This is a genomic window from Streptomyces sp. NBC_01351 (assembly GCF_036237315.1).
Taxonomy (GTDB): domain Bacteria; phylum Actinomycetota; class Actinomycetes; order Streptomycetales; family Streptomycetaceae; genus Streptomyces.
Genome location: NZ_CP108357.1, coordinates 210760 through 232721, shown reverse-complemented (window position 1 = coordinate 232721; position 21962 = coordinate 210760). Strand labels below are relative to the sequence as shown.

Annotated in this window: 22 protein-coding genes and 1 pseudogene; 13 read left to right on the top strand and 10 right to left on the bottom strand. The window is 67.8% G+C overall.

Translation table 11 applies throughout. The features are described 5' to 3' along the window. Positions 1-1523 precede the first annotated feature (1523 nt). The 4 genes and pseudogenes from OG625_RS40320 to OG625_RS40305 form a co-directional block, all read left to right on the top strand. Positions 1524-2006, top strand: coding sequence for a hypothetical protein (locus OG625_RS40320; RefSeq protein ID WP_329375647.1), 483 nt, complete (start codon positions 1524-1526; stop codon positions 2004-2006). A 981-nt stretch (positions 2007-2987) separates the two neighbouring features. Beyond that, positions 2988-3317, top strand: a complete 330-nt coding sequence (locus OG625_RS40315) for a hypothetical protein (RefSeq protein ID WP_329391362.1) — start codon at positions 2988-2990, stop codon at positions 3315-3317. A gap of 545 nt (positions 3318-3862) precedes the next feature. Beyond that, positions 3863-4288 carry a peptidase inhibitor family I36 protein gene (locus OG625_RS40310; protein WP_329391364.1) on the top strand — a complete coding sequence of 142 codons (426 nt, stop codon included), beginning with the start codon at positions 3863-3865 and terminating at the stop codon, positions 4286-4288. A gap of 288 nt (positions 4289-4576) precedes the next feature. Continuing rightward, positions 4577-4798 (top strand): annotated as a pseudogene (locus OG625_RS40305) (XRE family transcriptional regulator); the annotation flags it as partial. A gap of 22 nt (positions 4799-4820) precedes the next feature. Here OG625_RS40305 and OG625_RS40300 read toward each other — a convergent pair. The 3 genes from OG625_RS40300 to OG625_RS40290 form a co-directional block, all read right to left on the bottom strand. After that, the gene (locus OG625_RS40300; protein ID WP_329391366.1) at positions 4821-5657 is read right to left on the bottom strand and encodes a hypothetical protein; all 837 of its coding nucleotides are present in this window, start codon (positions 5655-5657) and stop codon (positions 4821-4823) included. 63 nt (positions 5658-5720) lie between these two features. Further along, positions 5721-6806 carry a helix-turn-helix domain-containing protein gene (locus OG625_RS40295; RefSeq protein WP_329391369.1) on the bottom strand — a complete coding sequence of 362 codons (1086 nt, stop codon included), beginning with the start codon at positions 6804-6806 and terminating at the stop codon, positions 5721-5723. Between the two features lie 27 nt (positions 6807-6833). Then, positions 6834-7526 carry a hypothetical protein gene (locus OG625_RS40290; protein ID WP_329391372.1) on the bottom strand — a complete coding sequence of 231 codons (693 nt, stop codon included), beginning with the start codon at positions 7524-7526 and terminating at the stop codon, positions 6834-6836. Positions 7527-7850: 324 nt separating this feature from the next. Between OG625_RS40290 and OG625_RS40285 the strand changes: the two genes are divergently transcribed. The 3 genes from OG625_RS40285 to OG625_RS40275 are packed head-to-tail and all read left to right on the top strand — an operon-like array spanning position 7851 to position 10440. Continuing rightward, positions 7851-8093, top strand: a complete 243-nt coding sequence (locus OG625_RS40285; protein ID WP_329391374.1) for a hypothetical protein — start codon at positions 7851-7853, stop codon at positions 8091-8093. After that, a complete protein-coding gene (locus OG625_RS40280; protein WP_329391376.1) occupies positions 8087-8692 on the top strand; it encodes a hypothetical protein in 606 nt (201 codons plus the stop codon). Before OG625_RS40285 ends, OG625_RS40280 begins: the two co-directional genes overlap by 7 nt. A gap of 5 nt (positions 8693-8697) precedes the next feature. Continuing rightward, the gene (locus OG625_RS40275; RefSeq protein ID WP_329391379.1) at positions 8698-10440 is read left to right on the top strand and encodes an IclR family transcriptional regulator domain-containing protein; all 1743 of its coding nucleotides are present in this window, start codon (positions 8698-8700) and stop codon (positions 10438-10440) included. 188 nt (positions 10441-10628) lie between these two features. On the opposite strand, the gene OG625_RS40270 is transcribed toward OG625_RS40275, so the two are convergent. Further along, complete coding sequence (locus tag OG625_RS40270; protein ID WP_329391596.1) at positions 10629-11294, bottom strand: HNH endonuclease family protein; 666 nt, start codon at positions 11292-11294, stop codon at positions 10629-10631. Between the two features lie 614 nt (positions 11295-11908). Between OG625_RS40270 and OG625_RS40265 the strand changes: the two genes are divergently transcribed. Further along, the gene (locus tag OG625_RS40265; RefSeq protein ID WP_329391593.1) at positions 11909-13720 is read left to right on the top strand and encodes an RNA-guided endonuclease TnpB family protein; all 1812 of its coding nucleotides are present in this window, start codon (positions 11909-11911) and stop codon (positions 13718-13720) included. Between the two features lie 574 nt (positions 13721-14294). Next, a complete protein-coding gene (locus OG625_RS40260) occupies positions 14295-14786 on the top strand; it encodes a hypothetical protein (RefSeq protein WP_329391384.1) in 492 nt (163 codons plus the stop codon). Positions 14787-15068: 282 nt separating this feature from the next. Here OG625_RS40260 and OG625_RS40255 read toward each other — a convergent pair whose 3' ends face one another. Beyond that, positions 15069-15215, bottom strand: coding sequence for a hypothetical protein (locus tag OG625_RS40255; RefSeq protein ID WP_329391387.1), 147 nt, complete (start codon positions 15213-15215; stop codon positions 15069-15071). A gap of 309 nt (positions 15216-15524) precedes the next feature. Between OG625_RS40255 and OG625_RS40250 the strand changes: the two genes are divergently transcribed. Genes OG625_RS40250 through OG625_RS40240 form a run of 3 tightly spaced genes read left to right on the top strand, consistent with a single transcriptional unit; the run spans position 15525 to position 16480 of the window. Next, complete coding sequence (locus OG625_RS40250) at positions 15525-15893, top strand: hypothetical protein (RefSeq protein WP_329391390.1); 369 nt, start codon at positions 15525-15527, stop codon at positions 15891-15893. 3 nt (positions 15894-15896) lie between these two features. Beyond that, entirely contained in the window at positions 15897-16229 is a 333-nt protein-coding gene (locus tag OG625_RS40245) for a DUF6233 domain-containing protein (protein ID WP_329391393.1), read from the top strand. A gap of 23 nt (positions 16230-16252) precedes the next feature. Continuing rightward, positions 16253-16480 (top strand): hypothetical protein, encoded by a 228-nt coding sequence (locus tag OG625_RS40240; protein ID WP_329391395.1) that lies wholly within the window; start codon positions 16253-16255, stop codon positions 16478-16480. 55 nt (positions 16481-16535) lie between these two features. On the opposite strand, the gene OG625_RS40235 is transcribed toward OG625_RS40240, so the two are convergent. The 5 genes from OG625_RS40235 to OG625_RS40215 all read right to left on the bottom strand — a co-directional run bounded on the left by OG625_RS40235 (position 16536) and on the right by OG625_RS40215 (position 21494). Beyond that, positions 16536-16817: a hypothetical protein gene (locus tag OG625_RS40235; protein WP_329391397.1), complete on the bottom strand. Its 282-nt coding sequence runs from the start codon at positions 16815-16817 to the stop codon at positions 16536-16538. 71 nt (positions 16818-16888) lie between these two features. Then, entirely contained in the window at positions 16889-17284 is a 396-nt protein-coding gene (locus OG625_RS40230) for a DUF6009 family protein (RefSeq protein ID WP_329391399.1), read from the bottom strand. A 117-nt stretch (positions 17285-17401) separates the two neighbouring features. Beyond that, complete coding sequence (locus OG625_RS40225; protein ID WP_329391402.1) at positions 17402-18967, bottom strand: DNA primase family protein; 1566 nt, start codon at positions 18965-18967, stop codon at positions 17402-17404. Further along, positions 18964-19977 (bottom strand): bifunctional DNA primase/polymerase, encoded by a 1014-nt coding sequence (locus OG625_RS40220; protein ID WP_329391404.1) that lies wholly within the window; start codon positions 19975-19977, stop codon positions 18964-18966. Before OG625_RS40220 ends, OG625_RS40225 begins: the two co-directional genes overlap by 4 nt. 1304 nt (positions 19978-21281) lie before the next feature. Continuing rightward, positions 21282-21494, bottom strand: a complete 213-nt coding sequence (locus OG625_RS40215; protein WP_329391406.1) for a hypothetical protein — start codon at positions 21492-21494, stop codon at positions 21282-21284. A 33-nt stretch (positions 21495-21527) separates the two neighbouring features. Here OG625_RS40215 and OG625_RS40210 point away from each other — a divergent pair, with 33 nt between their 5' ends. Beyond that, positions 21528-21839 (top strand): hypothetical protein, encoded by a 312-nt coding sequence (locus OG625_RS40210; RefSeq protein WP_329391408.1) that lies wholly within the window; start codon positions 21528-21530, stop codon positions 21837-21839. Positions 21840-21962: the final 123 nt, after the last annotated feature.

Sequence of the window (21962 nt, the reverse complement as noted above, 5' to 3'; positions counted from 1 at the left end):
GAGCGCTGCGCGCTCAGGAGAGAACCGCCTCGCTGCGCTGACGGGGCTCGGCTTCGCCGAGCCAGGGCCGGCCCTTCGGGCCGGGGTCCTTCGCTTCGCTACGGACAGTTCGGGGTTCCGCTTCGCTCCACCTCGAACAGCCTGCTTCGCAGGCTTGGGTGACCCCGTTTCACGGGGTCCGGGCTTGCGGCCCGTTGGGCGGGTCCGCTTCGCTCCCCCACCCGGGTCCTTTGGCTCCGCCTCCAGGACCAGCCCGCTCCGCGGGCGGCTGGCAGCGAGGAGATCGCGGGTGCCTCGGCCGACTCCTGGCTTGCGGCTCCCGGGGAGTGTCACAGGTGGCTGGTCTCGTCATAGAGTCGCCAGTGCCACCAGCCACCCCTGCGATGCGCCTGCCGGTAAGCGAACGGGTCTGGGAGGGTCCTACACCACAGTTCGTCATCCAGTCGTGCCAGCAGCCCCTCCAGTTCCCGGCGCGGACGCGGAGGAAGCCTATGCACGACCACCTCGAGGAGATCCCGGGCCACCGCAACGTTGTCCAGGAACTCATGCTGCTCACAACCGCAGATGGACAGTCGCAGGTACACGTACCTGCCCGGAAGAGCAAGGAAGCTGCGATAGGCAGCGAGAGCGTCTCGGGTTGCCCCGGGCCACCAACCGTCGTGCGGGCGCCGGTACTCCTCGCGATAGATCGCGGAAACAGTCTGCGAAGAAAGACGCCAACGCTTGGGAAACCGCCCGCCCCAATCGCTGATGCCTGCGTACAGCTGCCGCGGGACCACTCGTTGCGCGCGCAGTGCGCTGGGCCGTCTACGCGGCATAAGCCTTTCGGAACACAGTCATGAAATTGATCATGACACGGGCGAGACGAAACTTCCAGGCGTGATACCGATCGTCACCAAAGTGACCAGGCAGAACGTCAAAAACGTCAGTACAAAGACGGCAACCACTGTCAGTGGCAAACCCGGACTCAGAGACCACTGACCAGGGACAACCCCAGACGACACCACTGACACCTCAACGCCGAACCACCACTGACAAACGAACACAGATCATCACTTCGCGCCCTCAAGGCCGGCCCTTCGGGCCGGAGTCCTGCGCTGCGCTCCGGACGGTTCGGGGTTCCGCTTCGCTTCACCCCGAACGGCCTGCTTCGCAGGCTGAACTGACCCCGTTTCACGGGGTCCGGGCCCGCGGCCCGTTGGGCGGGTCCGCTCCCTTCCCCAGCCCCGATCCTTCCGGCTCCGCCTCCAGGAGCAGCCCGCTTCGCGGCCGTGCGGTGCTCGGATCCGCGGTTGAGCTGGGACAGGGCCACGACGGGGATCTGCAACTCCTTGGGGTTGTACCCACGGCCTACCTCACCTGGGGCTCCTCAGCTCCGCCGGCATCCTCCTGCACGACACCACCGCCCGAGCCAAAACAGTTGATCTCCACAGAAGTTGGGCCGAACCCCTAGCAAGATCACTACCCCCGTGGATGGGGTAGGGTCGGACACCCCATTGGCCACACCACCAGGGAAAACACGCATGAGCTTCACGCGCCGAATAGGCACCACCGCCGCCATCACCGCAGTACTCGCAGCAGCCGGCCTGACCGGCACCGCACACGCGGAGGAGCTCACCCCCGACAGCTCCACCATCACCGTCGACGCCTACGACCCGTCCGAAGTCATCCTGCTTAACGCACCACTCTCCAGCGGGTGGGACTACGTCGGTGCCAGCACGTTCAGATACCGCGATACCAACTTGGGCGAGTGGTTCACCGGCTACGTCTACTCGACCGGCGGCAACTTCCTGGCGTGCGTCTCGAGCCGGACCTCCTACCACAAGTACTCCCTGTGGGAGCGCGACGACACCGGCTCCCGCCGGATCTCCACTGTCACCAGCAAGGGCGGATGCCTCACCTTCAAGGGCCTCGATGCCTATGTCGACGGAGCCAACAACAAGGCGGAGTTCATGCTCTCCACCAACGACCCGCAGGGCGGGTACAGCGTCACCTACTATGACTGATCTGCCTCAGTACCTGTTTGGGAACCCGGAGCAGCTGTCCGGCGGCTCGTACGGCAGATGCGGATCCTGGGGGCGGTGATCGTGGCCTCAGTAGCGTGCAACATCCCGTGGCAGGGCGGGGGCGTTCCTACCATGCGGACCGACCTTTGATACGCCAGTAGGTTGATCTTGCTGCAGGGGCTCTCAAGTCCGATGATCTGCGGGTCGATGCTACCGAGGGAATGGAAATTCCTTTCGGAGAATCACTCGTTTCGGTTCCACAAGGAGCTACGTATGAGCCCTGAGCACGGGCATAGGTCGACGGCGCTCGGTCCGCTCCCCAGAAGCGGAAGATGGGTTGCTGGCGGCGCGATGGCGTCGCTGTGTCTCGTGATGCTGGGCTTCAGCAGCCCTGCGCTGGCGACTGCCCAGTACCAGCCGACGGCCGCGGTGAGCCAGGCAGACCCGGATCCCGACGACTGCAGGCCGGGGTGGGACGACAGGTGCGAGGACGGGGACGGCGCAATTGGTCCGACGGGGCCGACGGGCGCCACCGGGCCTCAGGGCGTGCCGGGCGAACAGGGTGAGCCGGGGCCAACAGGGGCAACGGGCCCGACAGGTCCTGGCGGTGGCGCCACAGGTGCGACCGGCCCGACGGGCCCTGCCGGCGCCACGGGTCCGACGGGTGCCACCGGGCCGCAGGGCGAGCCTGGTACGCCAGGCGAACCCGGTGCTACCGGGCCGACTGGGCCCGGAGGCGGCGAACCAGGCGCTACCGGGCCGACGGGGCCGTCCGGGCCCGCAGGCATGGAGGGACCCGCTGGACCGGCGGGGCCGAGCGGCGCTACGGGAGCGACAGGCCCCGCGGGACCGACCGGGGCAACGGGCCCTGCCGGCACAACGGTTGATGTCGGCGCAAGTATCTACTCCACCACCAACCAGCTCATCGCGCCCAACACCCAGACACAGTTCACTTTCAACGCTGCTTTCTACGACACTGACATGATGTTTGACGATGCGTCCGACACTCTGGTGGTCAGAACTCCCGGACGTTACCTCCTCAAGGCGCGGGTCGCATTGAGCTTCAACGCGGCTGGAGTCAATGTCAGTTCCCTCGGCATCCAGGTAAACGGCGGGTTTGTCGCCTTGGACCAAATGCGCGGCGAAGACCCATTTCCTACGCAGGAGGTGTCCACGATTGTTCCGCTGAATGCCGGCGACGCGATCTCCCTCACGATTTTCGCGGGCACCTCACTCGACGCAGAGTCGCGTGCTGAGGTCGGAGCGGCACCCCTTTCGCCGCAGCTACAGGCGGAGTTGCTCGAGCCATAGGCAGCACCCTTGGTCCGACGTATGTGGCGTCTCAGAGGGCGGTTCGTGAGTTGATGTCCCCTGAGGTCTGGTCGTGTCGCGACCGCGACGGTCGAGTTCACGGCGAGGTCGAGGTTCTCGCCGTGAGGCCCAGACCGTCGCGCCGGAGCTGATCGATGCTGAGCGTCAGAAGCGCGTTCGCCTCAGACTCGGTGAGCAGGCCGCGACGGTCATAGTGTGCAAGGTCGACGGGCCATGCCCAGGTCGGACTGCTTGTCGGCCCCGCCGTTCTCGGTTGTGCGGTCACTCGGCGACCACCTTCGAGGCATGGGCGCCTCGGTCCACGCGCCGTCGTACGCATCGGACCGCGGCTCCGTGGCACTCGCGGCGCACCGTCGCGACCAGTGCGCTCCCTGTGACCCAGCCAGGTTGAGGCTGGATGCAAATCAACTGTCGCTTTGGGTAACCACACTGGGATCCCGCGGCTTCCAGCCGCGGCGGGGGCTGGGCGCCGAACCGTGCGGCGCCAGGCTGCTCTGCACAGAAGCCGACCGAAAGAGTCCCACATGCGCGTTCCCAGGATTCTCACGATCGCCAGCACGACCGTCGTCCTGACGGCGGCGCTTGCCGGTGTCAGCCCTGCCCAGGCCCGGTCTGCGCCGACCGGTCCGGCCGTCACCGCTGCCCGGGACCAGATCCAGTGCCCGCGCGGATTCGTGTGTATCTACCCCGAGATCCACTTCGAGGGACAGCCCTACGTCAAACGAGCGACCGACGGCTCGGTCCGACACCTGCCCGACTACATCCGCGGCAAGGGCAGCTCGGTGATCAACAACAGCAGCCGCACCGCAAGGGTCTACCAAAAAGACAACTACTTCGGCCGGCACGTGTGCATCGGATCCGACGGCGGCACCATCGCAGACCTGCGCTCCTACCAGCTCAACGACACCACCCACTCCCTGAAGAACAACACCACACCCTGCGGCGCGTAAGAAGGCATGAGAGGCCAAACACGCCCCGTTCCGGTCCGGCAAGCCGCCGGCCACGTCCATCGGACAGCGACGTCCCCGCGAAGGCCACCCCGTGACAAGCCAAACCGCGGCGGGGCTGCCCTACGGCTGCCCGGCCAAGACCCACACCCTCACAGCCACCTGGCAACAACGCGCCGCACCCCAAGGCCGGTGAAAGCCGGGCCACGATCGTGGCCCGGCAGGCCGCGTGCGCCTGTAGGGGGGGAGGAGAACCGATGATCAGCACGCACGTTCAGCACTGCGCCGTGCGACGAGAAAGCCGCCACCGACGCGCAGGACCAGGCCCTCGCCGAGCTCCCCGCCACCCTGCCCCGTTTCGCCACCCACCTCGAGCTCCACAGGGGGCTGATGCTCGCCCGGTCCGGCGACCGCGCCGGTGGCGTCGCCCACGCCACCGCCGAGATGGACGCCCTGCCACCCGAAAAGCACAGCCTCACCCTGCGCATGCTCCTCAACGAAATCCGAGCCTGAACAGGAGCGGACCGGCACGTGCTCAGAGTGGGCTTGGCGTACCACCCTGGTTGGAGGGTGCGCGCGTGGCAAGAACTGGCAGTTCGCCCTCGATGAGCTCGACAGTGCGCCTCAGGGCTCCAACCCACTCCCGCGCCTGATCGACCCGGCTGCCCAGGTAGCCGTTGTTGTGGCGCAAGGCGGTTCGTCCGCGGATGTGCCGCTCGACCGTATCGGTGTCAGTGAACAGGACGGGCTCGCTCTGGAGCAGCTCGACCGCTTGTGAGATCCGGAGGGCAGCGGGGGCGCTGAGCCAGTTCAGCGTTGACGACAACACCGCCGGTCGGATCTCCTCGTCGAGGACGGTCCATTGCCGTTTGATGTGGGCCGCCCAGGCTTCGTAGTCGATCGGGGAGACATCTGCGTAGTGGACGACTGCCCGGCTGCGAACGTCTCTGAGCTGGGTGGTGTCGCCAGGAGCCTCGACCATCAGTCTCCTCATCTCGCCTAGATCATCATCCAGTCGATCAATCGCCTCATGGAGTTCTGCCAAGTTCGCGCTAGGGAGCATTCTCAGGAAGATGCTGCGGAACTCTTGTGCCACGTGCCGGGTCTGTCGTTGCGCCAATCGTCTCTCGATCACGACATCTTGCATGGCGCTGAGATGCGATAGCACGACAAGGGCGAGTGGCACGCCAAAGAGGAGGCTGGCGAAGCTGGACGCAAGGTTCGTCAGGAAGCTCCGGTCATCCCACCATCCGTGCCCATCGCCGTAGACCCCCAGAGTGATGGCGAGGGTGCCCAGCGGGAGACACACGTAAACAACCCATCGGATTGCTCTGGGTGTGTCCAGCCACCACCGGCCCAGCCGTCCGAACATTCAAGCCCCCTCGGGACAGTGGCGCAATAGTAAGCACTTACCTATGACATTGTGGTGATTCAGTTACTTCACGAGTTGCAGTGCTGGCCGCACAGGAGCGGTTCTGTGTTCGCCGCCGTTGAACCCAATGGGCGTGAGGCCGAATACGAAGTCATTGAGTTCGTGGGGGTGGATATTCATGGCTCTTGCCACATCGAAGTGGCTCATGTGTGCCGCTCGGAGTGCTTCGAATGCCTTCGTGAGGATCTGACTGCTTTCTCTGGCAAGGTTGGATCCGGGCTCTCCTCTGCGATAACCCATCTGTGAAAGCTGCTTGGCTGTCTGATGGTATTTCCAATCGGAGAGCTGGCCGAGGGTGCGCAGCCGGTAGGCGAGGGCCATGGCGGACACGCCCCATCGGCGTTTGGCGCTCAGGATCCGCTCCAGGCTGGGCTGGTCGAGCTGCTGGGCGAGGATGCCGGCCTTCGGCATGAGGAAGGCGGATGCGAAGGCATCGGCTGCGGCTTCCGCGGTCGGCCCTGAGGGGCTCTCCGGGCCGCTGTGCAGGACGAGGTGGCCCAGCTCGTGGGCAACGTCGAACCGGCCACGCTCACTGCTCTTGCGGGTGTTCAGAAGTATGTAGGGCACGCCGTGCTTGGTCGTGGAGAACGCGTCGATGTCGAGGCAATCAGGAGCCAGGGAGAAGATACGTACCCCGTGGGCCTCCAAGAGGTGGACCATGTTGGGCGCTGACGCTTCCCCCAGGCCCCAGTCTGCGCGTACCTGTTCGGCCGCGGCCTCGGGGTCCATGCCGTCGTAGGCCGGCACGTCGGGGCGAGGAAGCGTGAAGTGCGCTTCGAGCCACTGGTTCAGGGTGGCTGCGATGGCGCCGCAGCTCAGTGCGCTGTCCCTCTCGACCGCGCTCATCTTGCTAGGTGCCCGGAAGCTGACAGCCCCCGCCACGACGTCGGGTGCCGGCTCGGCACGGAAGAAGTCGAGGGGGAAGCCGAGGCTATGGGCGAGTGAGGAAAGCGTCTCCTCCGATGGGACTTTCCTGGAATTCTCGAACGCGGTGATGCTCTGGGCGGAGATCCCAGATTCGCGAGCCAGCGCAGCAAGAGTCATGCGCCGCCGTTTCCGAGCCAGTACAAGTCTCTCGGGGGTGAACACTTTCCTCAACTCCCGTTATTCGCCAGATCAGCCGGTGAACTGCACCGGAATGTGTACGCCGTTGTCGTCGTCCGGGGCGTCGAGAAGCGCGATATCGACCCCGGGGTCGGGAAGGGTAAACAGCGGAATACGCTCGCTCCACTCGTTCACGAACGACCCGTTCATCTTTACAGGATGGGAGAGCTCAGCAGCCAGACCTGCCGCGGTGCGCTCGTACAGAAGGAACCACAGGGGCATTTCGTCCAGCTCGCCACCAAACTCGATGTCGTCCCTGGACTGGATGACGCCCTGGCCGGTGCGCCGCTCGAACTTGGCGTTGTTCTCCACGATCACCGCCATGGCGCGCCCCTTGGGGTTCTTCGAGCGCACGGACCGGTCAAGGTCCGTGATGCCGCCGGAGCCGCTGATCGCAGTGATCGCGTGGGTACCGGCGGGGTGAACCACGCGCAGGATGCTGTCCCGTCGGGTGTACTTCCACGGCAACGGCGACTCGTACAAGTCGCTGAGGTGCTCCGCCAGGTACTTGCGGTCCGTCAGGTGCTCCGCGAGGTAGCGGTTCGCCCTGCTCCAGAAGGTGATCCCCGACATCGATGGGGCGTCGAACTCAGTGCACATCCGCGCCTGTCCGGCCGCCCACTCCAGAGCGTCCACGAAGATCTGCTTCTTCACTCCCAGCTGTGCGAGTCGCGCGTCGAGCTGCATGGCTTCAAGGCCTGCCACAGACACCCTCCCTGACTAGGTTTCATAAACCGTACCTCACATTGGGTCAGATTTTTGAAACCTTCGCGATCATTGCACATGTGTTCGAATTTGTCATCCCAGCGGAACGCCGTCGAGCCGGCCTCGGGCGTCGCGTAGACCCCGAAGGCAACGGAGCAGTGCACGCAGTGATCACACGCAGACGTTTGCAGTCATCATCGATCGTCGGGCAATTCCAGGGCCGGGGCTCCGTAGTAGTGGCGTGACGCAAGTTGGCGTCGTTCCCAGCAGGAAGACCTGGAGCCTGAATTGACACCCCCGGTTTGGACCGAGTTGCTCTCGGTCGTGGCTGGCTCGGTCCCCGTGGCCGCCGCGTTCTGCCAGCCCTGGGCCGCGGAAATGGCCCGGCGGCGCATCGCGCGCCGGCCTTCCGCGCACGGTGTGAGCGCACCGGCACGGTGCGGGCTGTGCGCCCGTACGAAGACCGTGGTGATCCGCTACGACCTGCCTGAAGGAGGACGGGTGACGGTGTGGAACACCGTCACCGGGTCCGCGCACGACGGGCAGGAAGAAGGCGGCCCATGGTGAGCAGGGGTTCTGAAGACGAGGAGCGTCAGCGCCAGAAGGCCGTGCGGCTCCATTTCACCGACCACGCCGAGGAGTACGAGCGGAAGGTGATGGCCATGCTGCGGACCAGCTATCCCTCCATCCGTGACCACTGGGAGGAGATCGCGCAGGAGGCGCACGAGAGGACGCTGCGTGTGTGGCTGGAGGGCAGGAACGAACCGGACCGGCCTGCCCTCCCCTACATGAAGCAGGTCGCCAGGAACATCGCCGTGGACGCGTTGCGGTCGCCGGAACGGCCGCTGGAGGACGAGGCGCTGCTGCCCTTGGCGGAGGAGCGGGGGGTGCATCAGCGTGAGCTGCTGACGCCGCCTGATCCGGCTTTCTGTCTCGCGGTCGAGGCGATAACGAACATGAAGCCTTCAAAGCGTAAAACCGTCGCAGAAGCGCAGATTAAGGGCGACGATGAGAACACCATCGCGGTGGACCTGCAGACCCCGCCCGCCCAGGTCCGCTCCCTGAGCAGCAAGGCGTCCAAAGACCTGCGCGGCGCGGACGAGCTCCAGGCCTTCATCCGATGGGAACACCACAGGAAGCACCGGCGCGGGGAAGAGGACGCGTGACTGGCATGATCAGGAACGACATCGGACAGACGCTCCTGAGGTCGCGGGCGCCACGGGCGGCCACCGAGCGCAACACCGGTCCGCAGCCCCACAAGGACTACTGGGACCGGCCCGAAGGAAACTGGGGCCTGCTGGTCGGGCCGGACGCGCTGGAGCGGCGCGAACACGCGAACTCCTGCTACCGGCTGGGCAGCAAGGCGCTGCGCCGCGGCAACGGACACCTCGCCGTCACCTGGCTCAAGAACGCCTGCATGGAGTTCCACCCCGGTGCCGCGTTCCGGCTGGCCGTGGCCCTGTGGCGGGAGGCCTACGACCGGGGCCAGGCCGCCGCCGTGCGCGAGGAGGTGCTCGGCGTCCTTGCGGCCGCGGCCCGGTTCGGCCACGCTGATGCGCGGATCCTGCTGGACCTCCACGCCCGGGCGCAGCTGTCTGTGGCGAAGAGTCGGATGATGGCCTGGCAGGACCCGGACTTTGTACCCGCGGTCACCCAGCTCCTCGCCGGCTACCCGCCCGCACTTGCCCTGCCCCGGACCGCCGCCGGCCCAAGGGCGGGCGCCGCGTCGAAGCGGTACTCCCCGCTCAGTCTGCGCGCGTCGGCGGTGGCGGCCGCCTCGCAGCAGATGGACAAGCCGCTCGGGCCACAGCGGTGGGAGTCGGCGATGCGGGTCCTGGACGTCCTCGACGTCATCGCCTCCGCCGGACGGCCGGTGGACAGCGAGCGGATCCGCACCCGCACCAGCCTGCCCCACCGCGTGCTGGAACAGCTCCTGTTCTGGCTGTGCGGGCAAGGGCTCGTCGAGCGCCTGCCCGACGCCTCCTATGTGGCCGGGCCCCTGCTCAAGATGATGTCCACCGGATCTGGAGCTCTCCAGCCGCAGGTCATCCTGCACCGGGCCCTGAGCCGGCTGCGCGACACCGTCGACGCCGCGGTCTACCTGGCCACCTACTCAGACGGCGAGGTGACCGTCAGCCACTGCGCAGACGGCCCCACCACCCCCCGGGTCGAGGAGTGGGTCGACTTCCGCGACGCCGCGCACGCCAGCGCCGTCGGAAAGAGCCTGCTGCACCAACTCGACTTCGACAGCCGCATGGATCACCTCGCCCGGCGCAAAGCCGTCAAGCTCACACCCCGGACCATCACCGACCCCTCAACCCTGTTCCAGTCCATCGACCACGACGGCCCCCATGCCGTCCAGTTCGACCTGCTCGAATACTCCGGGCAGTACGTCTGCGTCGCCGTTCCCCTCGGCCTGGGAGGACAAGCCGGCTGCGTGGCACTGTCCCTGCCCGTCAGCCAACGCCACCGGCTCCTGGAAATCGCACAAGTCCTCAGCGACCAGGCCACCGGCCTGCTCCTCTCCCTGCTCCTCGCCTCCACACCCCCCCTGGTCGAACCCGGCCGCCAAGGCCACCCCGACACCCGCCCGAACCCCGCCCTGTGGACACCCGCACCCGGAGCACCACAGCCCACCAGCTTCACCGCACCCGACCCCACCCACACCCCGCCCCCGGCCGGCGACGCAGGGCCACTCTGGCTCCCCGCCGCCGCCCAGCCCACGACCCAACCCAGCTGCGAAACCACAGCCGAACCCGACACCGGAAACGAGGAGGAACCCCACGACCACGACCACCGCGATGAACACCCGCACCCACACGGCATCCACTTCGGAGACCACAACAGGCTGACCGCCCGCCTCAACGAACTCTCGGCCCTACGCACCCGACACCTCACCAGCAGCAGCGCCTGACCACCCCGCAGATGACCTGCCCCAAGCACCGGGCTCGGGGCAGGTCCCACCAACCGCCACCCACCACCAACCAACGCGTCCGCTCCGACCGCCCGCCGGTCCCCGCACAACGGGCCGCCGCCCACGTCACCGAGAGGAAGGACCGCCACCCATGACGAGTGACGGCCCTCGGTCCCGCGGTCCTGCCGCTACGGGGCGGGGGTGAACTCCACGTCCGTGCCGCCGCAGCCGGCCGCGATGTCCTGCAGCCGGTCCCGCTCGGCTTCGTCCACCGCCAGGCCCCAGCGGAGCTTCGTCGCGGTCCACTCCGCGCCGTAGCGGCACAGCGCCTCCGCCGACGGCGGCAGCCACTGGGCCGGATCCTGATCGGCCTTCTGCCGGTTCGAACGGGCCGTCACCGCCACCAAGCTGGACAGCTGGCCCTGATCGTTCGCGTACGCCTCGCGCCTTTGTGCGGTCCACGAACTGGCGCCCGAATCCCAGGCCTCGGCGAGCGGAACCATGTGGTCGATGTCCAGACGGGAGGCGTCGGTCACCGAGACGTCGTCGTAGTACGAGACCCACATACCCTCGCTCAGCGCGCAGCCCGGACCGATGGCCGGGTATTCCACCGCCTCGGACAGCAGAACCTCCTGCCGGGTGTTGCAGCCGTCGGAAGGCAGGTCTCCGGTGTTCCAGTGCTTGAAGGAGGTACGTCGGTAGCCGGTCCGGTCCTCGACCGCGAGCGGGAGCGCGGACACCGCAACCCCGATCGGCAGGACCTGCGGCACCGCGCGCACCTCTTCGGCGGCTTGTGCGGTCGTAGCGGGCAGGGACAGGGCAAGAGCAGCAGCCGCACCTACGGCCCGCATCATGATCATCATGGTGCGGTTGTACCGGCCCACACACCATCAGCAACAGGCCCCCGGGCACGGTTCACCCAGGCGGGGACATGGATTCACCGCCGAAACGGCACTGCATCTGTGACCGCCGCGCGCAGCCGGCCCCGATCACCGCTCACCCGGCGGCCGCAGCCGGCCCGGCAACCTCCTCGCCGTCTTCCCGCTCCACCCGACTGAGATCCGGATCGGCTACACCCGGGTCTCCACCGGCGGGCAGAAGCTCGACCGGCAGACTACCGCTGACCAGCACGACCAGAAGCCGGACCAAGCCCATCCGCGTCGAACCTGGCACGATGCCGCGAGATCGCTTCTCACCTGGTCATCCGCACCGGCAAGAAGCGCGGCCAGCACCCGGCCCCTGCGACCGTCACGCGCATGCTGCGCGAGCACGACGAACAGGCCGCAGCGCTGGCGAGCGCACGCCGGGCCGGGGGGAACCAGAGCTGGGTGCTTGATCCGTGCCGTGCCGGCCAGGAACGCCAGACCGATAAACATGCCATTCGGGCAGATAGGTGGAGGACTGCCGCGTCGGAGTGAACGGGCGACGCTGCCGCCGACGCTTGGCGCTACAAAGGATCTTCGAAGCGATGGCGGACACGCGGGGGGAAACGATTATGCCTCAAGTGGAGATCCTGCGTGCCTACAGGTTCGCCCTGGACCCCTCCGATGCTGAACGCGCCGAGCTGGCCCGCTATGCCGGGGCCTGCCGGTGGGCCTTCAACTACGCCCTGGCGAAGAAGACTCAGTCCCATCAGGCTTGGGCCGAGCGTCGGACCGCTTACCTGGCAGCGGGGCTGAGCGAAGCCGAAGCGAAGGCCCGGATCAAGGCCGACGGCGCTGAGCTCACCGATCGCATCAAGGTGTGGGACCACCACCGCAAGAGCCTCATGAGCACCGCCACCGGCAAGCAGCCTCTTCCCGCGACGCGGCCCCCGGCCGGACAGGAAGCACTCGAACGCCGACTGGCCGCGGCCCGCGCGGACGCCGCCGGTACCGGCCGTGAACGCCAGCTCCTGGCCGAAGCCCGCACCACGGTGAACGCGCTCAAGGCCGAAGCGTTCAGTGCCGGATACCGCACACCGACGGCCACCGACACCAGCGCCCTGTGGCGCATGGACCGGGACCGGCCCAAGGAAGAGGGCGGCAGCCCCTGGTGGGCCGAGGTCAACGTCTACTGCTTCACCTCCGGCTTCGACCGCGCCCAGGTCGCCTGGAAGTACTGGCAGGACTCGCTCGCCGGGCGCCGCGCCGGCCGGCGCAACGGATACCCCCGGTTCAAGAAGAAAGGGCGCACGGCGGAATCGTTTTCTCTCTTCCACGACGTGAAGAGGCCGATCATCCGCCTGGAAGGCTACCGGCGCCTGGTGATGCCGGGCCTTGGCAGCATCCGCATTCACGACACCGGCAAGCGTCTGGCACGGCTGGTGGAGCGCGGCCAGGCCGTCATCCAGTCCGTGACCGTCACTCGCGGCGGCCACCGCTGGTACGCCTCCGTGCTGGCCAAGGTGCGGCAGGACGTTCCCGTGCTGTGGGAGCACATCGACGACGACGGCACCCGCGTCCGGCATCTGACCCGCGCCCAGGCCGAGAAGGCCGCCGAAACCGGCGGACGCATCGAGCAGATCGGCCGTCCGACCGCCCGCCAGCGCGCCGGCGGGCTCGTCGGCATCGACCTCGGCTCCCGCTACCTGGCCGCTCTGTCCAGCCCCCTCGACCCGGCCGACCCCGCCTCCATCCTCGTGCCACACCCTCGTCTGCTCGCCGACAGCCTGGCCAAGCTGGCGAAAGCGCAGCGCACGCTGTCCCGTACTCAACGCGGCTCGCAGCGGCGGGAGAAGGCCGCCGCCCGGGTTGCCCGCGTCCACCACCAGATCAAGGTGCGACGCGCCTCGTTTCTGCACGGCCTTTCCAAGAAGCTCGCCACCCGGTTCACGCATGTGGCGATCGAAGACCTCCGCCTCACCGCTCTCACCGCCTCGGCCAAAGGCAGCGCTGACAAGCCTGGCAAGAACGTGAAGGTCACAGCCCGGTTCAACCGGCATCTCCTGGACGCCGCGCTGGGCAGCCTGCGCAGCCGGCTCGCATACAAAACCGCCTGGTACGGCTCGCAACTCGTCATCCTCGACAAAGCCGAGCCCGTCGCCAGCACCTGCGCGAAGTGCAAGGAGCGAAACCCAAGCTCCGCCCCTTCACGCAGCAAGTTCCACTGCCCCTCGTGCGGCGCGGTCGTACACCGCCACGAGAACAGCACCGCGAACATCGTGCACGCGGCGCGCAGGCAGCTCACGACGGTCGCCTCCGATAGGGCGGAGACCCTAAACGCTCGTAGAGCCCCTGTAAGTCCTGGTGTCCGTAAGGACACTGGGCAGGGGGCGTTGAAACGAGAAGACACCGGCTGACGCCGGTGCCACCCCCGGGGAGTGATCCCCGGGCGTCCCGCAGATCCGGGGCGATCCGTGTTCTGGGAGGCCGGTACCTGCGCCCCATGTTCGGTGTCCGCGTAACGAAGGACGGTGCCGTTTGGACTGTAGGGCCAGTGCTCACACGAGGAAGGAAGGCTCCTCGCCGCGCTGCTGGCGGCCCCGTTGCCCGAGCCTGCACCCGCCGCCCCGTCGCCCGCGAAAGAGGGAGCTGTGCCGCGCGGCCCACGGCGTCACCGACGTCGAGCGGGGAACGCGCCGGGAGCTTCCGCACGTCCAGGCCCGCCACGCCCCCGCCGGGCCACCACACCACACCACAGCAGGCTCCGTTCCCCGCAGCGAACCAGACGAACGAGGCCCCGCTCCATGGGCCGACCAAGATCGGACCCCCTCACATGACCCCCGCGAGCATGGGCTCGGCAGGCCTACTGGACCTTCCCTCAGGTGTCAAGCCACGACTTCCTGTGACATGACCAGCCCGTCAGCATGACGCCTACTGGAAGTAGCGAACGACGGCACCTCCCACCAGCCCCCACCTGCGAGGAACGCTTTCATGTCCCACACCACGCACCGCCCCCGCCACACCCGGCCCACGCGACGCACCTCCCGCTACCTGCTGGCCTTCGCCTCAGCCGCCTTCATCTCCGGCGCCATCGCCATACCGGCCTCAGCGGCAACCGCACCCACAGCCCCGTCCGCAGTCGCAAGCGTCCTCACCGACATCCCCGGAACCAACGACGACACCACCGAGTACGGCGGCAACACCGGCCAAAAGGACAGCGGCAGCGTCTACGACGACGAGTACGGCGACTTCATCGGCGGCGGCATCATCGGCGGCAATGGCGGCAATGGCGGCAGTGGCGGGAACGACGACACCACCGAGTACGGCGGCAATGCCGGGGGCAACCCCCACCGTGACCCCGCCGGCGGCGCCTACGGACCGGACACCTGCAAGCAGGGCTACGTATGGCGCGAAAGCTTCGACGGAGACACACAGTGCGTCACACCCGCAGAACGCGACGTAGCCAAAGCCGGCGCCAACTAACGCGCTCAGTCCCAGCTGCCCCCCGCCGAGGCGGGGGGGCACACACGGGAGTCGCTTGTCGACGACTTCGGGAGTCACTGGGCACCTCGGCGCCATGATCAAAGTCCATGAGCCCGGGAGTCACTCAGCTCAACTGCACGTTTATGCGATCAGCCCGTGTGTCGGACCTCAGACCTGCGCCCAGGCCCGCAGCAGCCACCCCGGCGGGGGACATGAAGCGGGCCCGTCCCCGAACGGCGACGGGCCCAAGAGCGCCGGGCCGGAGGCGGCCCGGGACGGCCGCTAGCGCCGCAGCCGGCCCCACTCAACGAAGGCGACCGCGAGCAGCCACGTCGCGGGAGTGAACCCGCTCTGCACCGCGTCGCCCCACCGGGGCGCGACGTGCGCCAGCAGGGTCACGGGCGCCGGGCTGACCAGGGCAGCGGCCACGAGTAACCGCACCGGCCAGACACGGCGGACAGGCTCCGGCTGCGGGCACGAGCAGGACGGGGTCACAACGGGTTCGGACATGGCAAAGCCCCACAAGGAGTCAGGACGAACCGCCAGAAAACGGGGCACGCCCCGGGCGGTGACCGAACTTTGCGACGGCTGGGGGTTAGCCCCGCAAGCCGTCACGAAACCCCAGGTCAGAGCCCATATGCTCCGAATCTCGGGTACGCGCTACACCACCACTCCCTTAGCCGCGCAACCCCCGTGGCAGACTTCCCCCAGAAATCGAACACGTGTTTCCATTGGGGTGTGAGAGCACCGTTCCGCTTCCCCCCGGACCTGCTCGCCCTCGAACGGGCGTGGCTGGACACCTACGCCGGTCTCGCCGAGGGACCGGCCACGGCCGGAACGACCGTCCTGCGGCGCCGGCTGATCGCCCTGTCCGGGCACCTGTGCACCCACCCGTATTGGGAGACCCCCGCCGGCCCCGGCAGAACGGAACGCAGCATGAGCGAGCAACCCACCACGCCCCGCCCCAAGACCGTCCCGGTCACATGGGCACCCAGCCAGACCGGCCCCTGCGCCCGCTGCCACTCCGCCACCTGCCGTTACGGGTTGGGGGCCTCGCCCCTCTGCGCGGCCTGTAAGGCCCTGCGGCAGGCCCAGTACGGCGGCTGACCGGTGTCCGTACTGCCGCCCGATCTGCCCCGGCTGCGGACCCTGGTCACCTACCTGCGCGGCGAACTCGGCCGCGCCGAGCAGGCCCTTGCCACCGCCGAGGAACGCGAGGCCCTCGCCACCAGCAGGCTGCCGCCGAAGGAGCCGCCCGCGTGGCTGATCGAGCGCGGGATCGGCAACGGCCGGCCCCCGGTCCGCCTGCACGCCGGACACTGCTGGGACACCGGCAAACGCTGCATCCCCGCCAGCCCCGAGCAGATACGGCAGCTCCTGACCCAGGGCATTCCCGCGTGCATCCACTGCCGCCCTGACACCGCCCTCGGAGTGCTGGAATGACCGGGCACCGGCAGGGTGGGGGAATGAGTCCCGAGCTGCGCGTGGTCGTCTACCCGCCGGACGCCGAGGGCGGGCGCCGCGTCCGCTGCGACGGGGAGATTCTCGGCCGTGCCCTCGGCCCCGCCGACCTCCTCGAATTCCTGCGGCGGGCCGGCCTGGACCCCGACGTCGTCCGCCTGGACGATCCGCTGCTCATCGAGTGGCGCGGCGGCGGGCCTGCCGTCTGGAGCCCCGACCCCGGCGAGCAGTGAGCGCAGCAGTGCGGGCCGCCACCCGGCAAGGGTGGCGGCCCGCACCGCGTGCTGGTCAGACGACGGGGGAGCCGGTGTAGTCGTGGCGTCCGTAGCCGCGGCCGTCACCGTGCCAGTCCAGGAACAGAACCGAGTCGGCCAGGGCGCGGGGGCCCGCCCGGTGGCTGATCGTCGGCGTGCGGTAGCGGCCGTTGTAGTTGGCGTTCGGCGTACTGTCCTCCAGCCGCCCCTCAATCGCGGTGAAATCGCGCTCGATCACCACGGGGTCCGTGCCCTGGCGGGACTGCTTGATCTGCAACCGCAGCTTGGCCCCGTCGAAGATCGTCGGGTCGTCCACCTCGGCGCGCGGGCGCGAGCGAATACCGGCGGCGGGACCAGATCGACAGGGCCGCGCATTCGCCTTCGGCGCTACGTCGCCCTGATGCCGGTGGCAGCTATCGCCGCGTCAGTGCCGCCTTGTGAGCGGGGAGTCTTCTCTCCCACCCGACGTGGCTCGATGGTGCGTGGATCGACGGCTTCGCCTGGGGCGCCTTCGTGATAGAGCCCGTCAGGTTCGGTGTCGCGGTCGTGCGGCAGGAGAAAGAACACACGGCGTAGTTGTAGGCCGCTGTCGGGGTCGGCTTCGGCGTGTTCGTCGAGCTCGCTGTACCCGACCATTCGGCCGTCCCGGGCGTATCGGGGCTTGCCGCGGCGTCGGGCGGTCTTGTCGAGTGCCTGCCGTACGTAGTCGAGACGGTCGGGGTTCTCCAGCCACACCACGGAGCTTTCGTGGAGGAGGTCGCTCTCGTTCAGCAGCGAGCTCATGGCTGCAGCCCCTTTTCGTTGTCGACGGCCAGGCACGGGCCGGTGTTCCAGTGGTCCCGTGCGGGGGCACGGTGCCCATCGTAGTGAGGTGTGGTGCACGCGCGTAGTGCGCGTGGTCTAGACATGCTCGGCCTCAGGTTCGGGTTCGTCCTCGCCGAGAAGGCCAAGTCCGGGATAGTACTTCTTACCGCTGGACTTCATCATGTCCGCCGGTGAGGCGAGTGAGAGTTCCTGCCGCACCCGTGTGGCGAACGCCCGGGCAGTGGCGGGACGGATGCCTTCACCCGCACTGCACCAGTTGCTGTACGCGGCGTAGAGCAGACCTTGCTCAACCTTGAGATCACCCGAATTCCTGTCACTGGCGCGGCCGGCGGGGGCGCCGGTGGTGCAGCACTCCGTGAGGAATCGGCCGATGTGGTCCTCGGTCGTGGCGTATGCCTGGGTGGCCGTACGCACGGAGGCAGGGCCTGTCAGCGGGTCGCGCGTGGCGAGGTAGCGCTGGGCGCCTTCGATCAGCCAGTGCAGGATGCCGGGGCCCTCACTGTCGACGAGCTCCTTGGCAAGGTTGTCGATCTTCCGCGCCGCGGGGACGACGCGTTCGAAGGGGATCAGGCGGATGCGGCGCCAGAAGGCGTGTCCGCCAGTGCCGACCTCGGGGCGGTGGTTGCCGAGCAGCCACAGCTTGTGCGTCGGGGTGAAGGAGAAGAAGTCCTGACGCATCCGGCGCGCCATGATGCGGTCCCCACCCGTCAACAACTTGACGCGGGACTCGTCGAACTTGTCGTTCGGCTTGAGCTCGCTGCACACCACGATGCGCCGGCCGTGGAGCTCGGTGAGCTCGGTGGAGTGCTCGGAGAACTTCCCCTTCTCCATCAGGAAGCCGGGTGGGGCCGCCTGCGCGTAGTCACCGAGGATCTGCGTCATGACGTCCAGGAGCACGGACTTCCCGTTGGCGCCGGTGCCGTAGAGAAAAGGAAGGACCTGCGCACCGACGTCTCCGGTGATGGAGTACCCGAGGAGCAGGTGGAGGAACTGGATAGTCTCCAGTCCCTTGGCGTCGTCGCCGAAGGTGTCGTGCAAGAACCGGTGCCAGCGCGGGGTCGGCATTGCCTCGGGGCCGACGCTGGTGGCCCGCGAATGCATGTCGCACTCGGGGTCCGGCTTGCGTAGCTGGCCGGTGTGCAGGTCGACGACACCTGCCGGGGTGCACAAGGCATACGGGTCGCCGTCCAGGACGTCCGGGTCGAGGGCGAGCGCGGGCGAGGCCTTCGCCTGGGTCAGCATCGCCTTGATGCCCGGGGTCGACATGGACCTGCGCCGGTGCAGGAGCAAGTCTCGGTCGCTGAACAGGCCAGTGGGGTCAGTGGAGGGCATCTGCTCGGCCATGTCCCCCGCCGCCCAGACGGCGGACTTCTCTCCCCCGGTACGTTTCCACCGGTACTGGTTCCAGTGGTACCAGCCCAGGCCCTCTACATGGCGGAACTGGTCCCCGTACATGACCGCGAACAACTTGGCGTTGCCTCGGTCGGTCAGCAGGGTGGGAAGCTGTCCAGTCGGCCGGACCGCCTCACGCACGGTGGCGGTGTTCTGCTGACCGGGTAGGTTCGCCGACATGTCCTGGAGGTCAAGCATCTGCCGGGCGGCGGCAGTGGCGTCGAAGCGCGGGCCATCTGCGCTGCTCATGGGCGTCCTTTGAAGTGAAGCGGCCGGCTGATACCGGCGGACAGGGCAGAGTTGATGACGGCGAGGCTGCGATGGCTCTGGTACGGGCGGGCTATGTCCGCAGCCGCCGCCAGGAGCTCTCGGGCCTGGGAGTCTGTGAGATGGCCCGCTCCCACCAGGCCGCCCGCGGTGTAGGCGGCCCGGTTGAGTTTCTCGGTGAAACTCGCCCCGTGCGGGATGGCAGCGCAGTCCTGAACTTCGGCCAGCAAGGGGTCCAGCAAGCGGTGCGCAGCTGGGGCGTCGGGCCGTGCGGACCTGCGCGACGGCGGCACGGCAGGGCGAAAGGGGCCGTCGGTGACCACGTGCCCGGTACGTTCCAGCTCGGCGGCCAGCCAATCAGGCAAGGGCGCGGGAAGTCGCGCTGCCCCGACGGGAACATAGGCCCCGGCCCGAACTCGGGTCGCCGGGGCCACGATGTATCCACCGGTCGCGCGTACGTCGACCTGCCACGCGAGCGCTACCTTCGGGCTTGAGCCGGTCGAAGATCGGTAGCGCACTGCGGACTCAGCAATCCGGTACCAGACGTGCAGCCCACCGGAGGGGGTCCTGACCCTCAAGGTTGCCTCGTCCTCCGCAGGATTGGATCGGCCACGGTAGGCCGCGAGCAGGGCGAGGGTGTCGAATCCTGAAGCCAGCCCAGCCAGATTGACGTCCGGATGGATCGAGATCCCCGGCAGAAGCCGGTCACGGTCCGGTACTTCAGCTCTGTGGGCGTCGACATCGAGAACCACCAGGCCCGCAGGCCCGCAGGAGACACCGACCCCCATCGTCGGCTGAGCACCCCACCAGGCGTTCAGCCTGGCGGTGTCGGTGGTGGCAGCGTGAAACCCGTGGCACCACTTGCCTTCGGCAACACAGGTGCATGTCTGCGGGGCATGGAGGTGTTCCCTGCAGGCAGGGCAGTTGCCGGCGGGTGTCTTGAAGCCGGGAGCCAGAGGGTGGACGGGCCAGCCTCGTGCCGCGCACCACATCGCGACATCGAGGGGGCCCGCGCTCCCTGATGGCGTTGACGTACTGCTCTCACCCTGGCGCGGCACACGATCGTCCTTGTCGAGGGACCCATCAGTTGATTGAGTCCCTGAGACAAAAGCCCTGGTCAGAGGGCTAGGATGCTTCAGGTAGGGACTGAAGGGACCGAGTTTTCAAATGAGATCCAGAGCCTACCGTAGCGTTGGGCGGCAGCGCTGCCGTTGTATCAGTTCCCCAGTCCCTTCAGTCCCTTGTCCGCGCGTGTCGCCCAAGGCACCCGGGGTTCAGACTCTTGATCGGCAGGGTTTCGCTCCCGGGCGTGTCGCGTCGCCGCCAGACCAGCGCCCCGGCACGGGCGTTGTGCCCAAGGGACGCAACATGAATCAGTCCCTGTCCAGTCCCTCGACGAAACACCTGCTCAGAGGCCATGCCCACGTCCTGGAGGGACTGAAGGGACTCAAGAACCCCAGTTATGAGCAGTCCAGAGAATCTCTCCATGTCTACGTGCGGGTGCATACGCACGCACACATGATGAAGGGAACTGGGAAATTCAGTCCCTTCAGTCCCTTCAGTCCCCTTGCCCCAGCTAGCAGGAATGCCCTGACCTGCGGTTTTGATGGTGAACGGCAGAGAGGGACTGAAGCCACGCGGGGTAGATCGAGAGACTCAGGCGAGGCCTGGCCGAGTGCGAGGAGTGAGACAACTGCGTGCTAGGCACGAGCACCGCCTGAGTCGTGCGAATGCTGCACCTGTCAACGGCCATTGAGATGCCCCGGCCCCTCCCCCCAGCCGCCAATTCACCAGAAACTCAGGAGACGACTGCACCTCGCCTCCCGCTGGCCGCCGCAATTCGTCCCACCCCGCAGTCCGCGCCGGACTGCGAGAGGCGGGCGGTAGCACCAGGTGAACCGGGTTGTTCTGCTCCTACAGAACAACCCGTGGCCGTTCGGGCCGTGGCCGATCCACGCAGCAGCTGTGCATAGATCTCGCGCGGAACATCACAGAGCTGCAATGCCATGCAGCGGCTGGGACTGGCCCACGGCCCTGCTGGCAGTCGCGGAGCAGCAGGCGCCGGCTGGAAGCAGCACGGGCCCGAGCAGCAAGCCGCAGCGCCGTGGCTGCTGCACGGCCGGGGCGGGCCTGCTATTCGAGCAGCACCCGTGTGCCGCCTGGCCCATGCAAATGCTGCGCTGCACCCACGAACCAACCTGCTGCCACCGACGACCACCTGGACCACGAGCAGCACCACCGCGACGACGGCCACCAGCCACCCGCAACCCACCGAGCAGCAGTCGGGCAGCCCCGGTCACAGGACGGTGCCGTGCAGGCCACGGCGGGCGCCGGACATCGCGTAGCGGCGGGCGGCCAGACCGTGCTCGAGATTCTCGCCGATCTGATCGCACAGCAGCGCGAGGACGTCCGTTGCCTCTGTTTCGGAGAGGTAGGCCGGGGCGACTTCGAGCATCAGCTCCCCGATCGCGTACGTGCTGGGGACGAGGTCCTCGTCCCCAGCACGCATCGCGGCGACGACCGGGTCCGCTGGCGGCTCGGCGTGCGGTGCAGGCGGAGCGGTACGAACGTCGCGGACGCCCTGACGGACCACGGCGCGCACCGTGGGCTCATCGAGGCTCTACGACTGGCCGGAGGCTCTCCCTACGACGGCGAGACGCCGGACACGCGGAACGTTCCGGGCTACGGCTCGCACGCCACCAGTGACACCGATACCCGAGGCGGCCTCCTCCGGGCGCTGTGCAGCTTCAGCTGGGCCAAAGAGGAGGGCCACATCGTGAGCGGCCTGCCGGACTGCCGTGAATGCCGGCGCGAGGTCCAGCTCGGCGCCGAACGCCCCTGCGGCTCGTCGTGAGCTACGTGCCAGGAATGTGGTTTGCCCCGGCTCGGTGCGGCGGCCGGAGGACCGACGTAGGCCAATGGCACGGCAGCTGCGAGGCTGGCGGTTTCCTCAAGGGGATCCCGGCTGGCGCGTTGT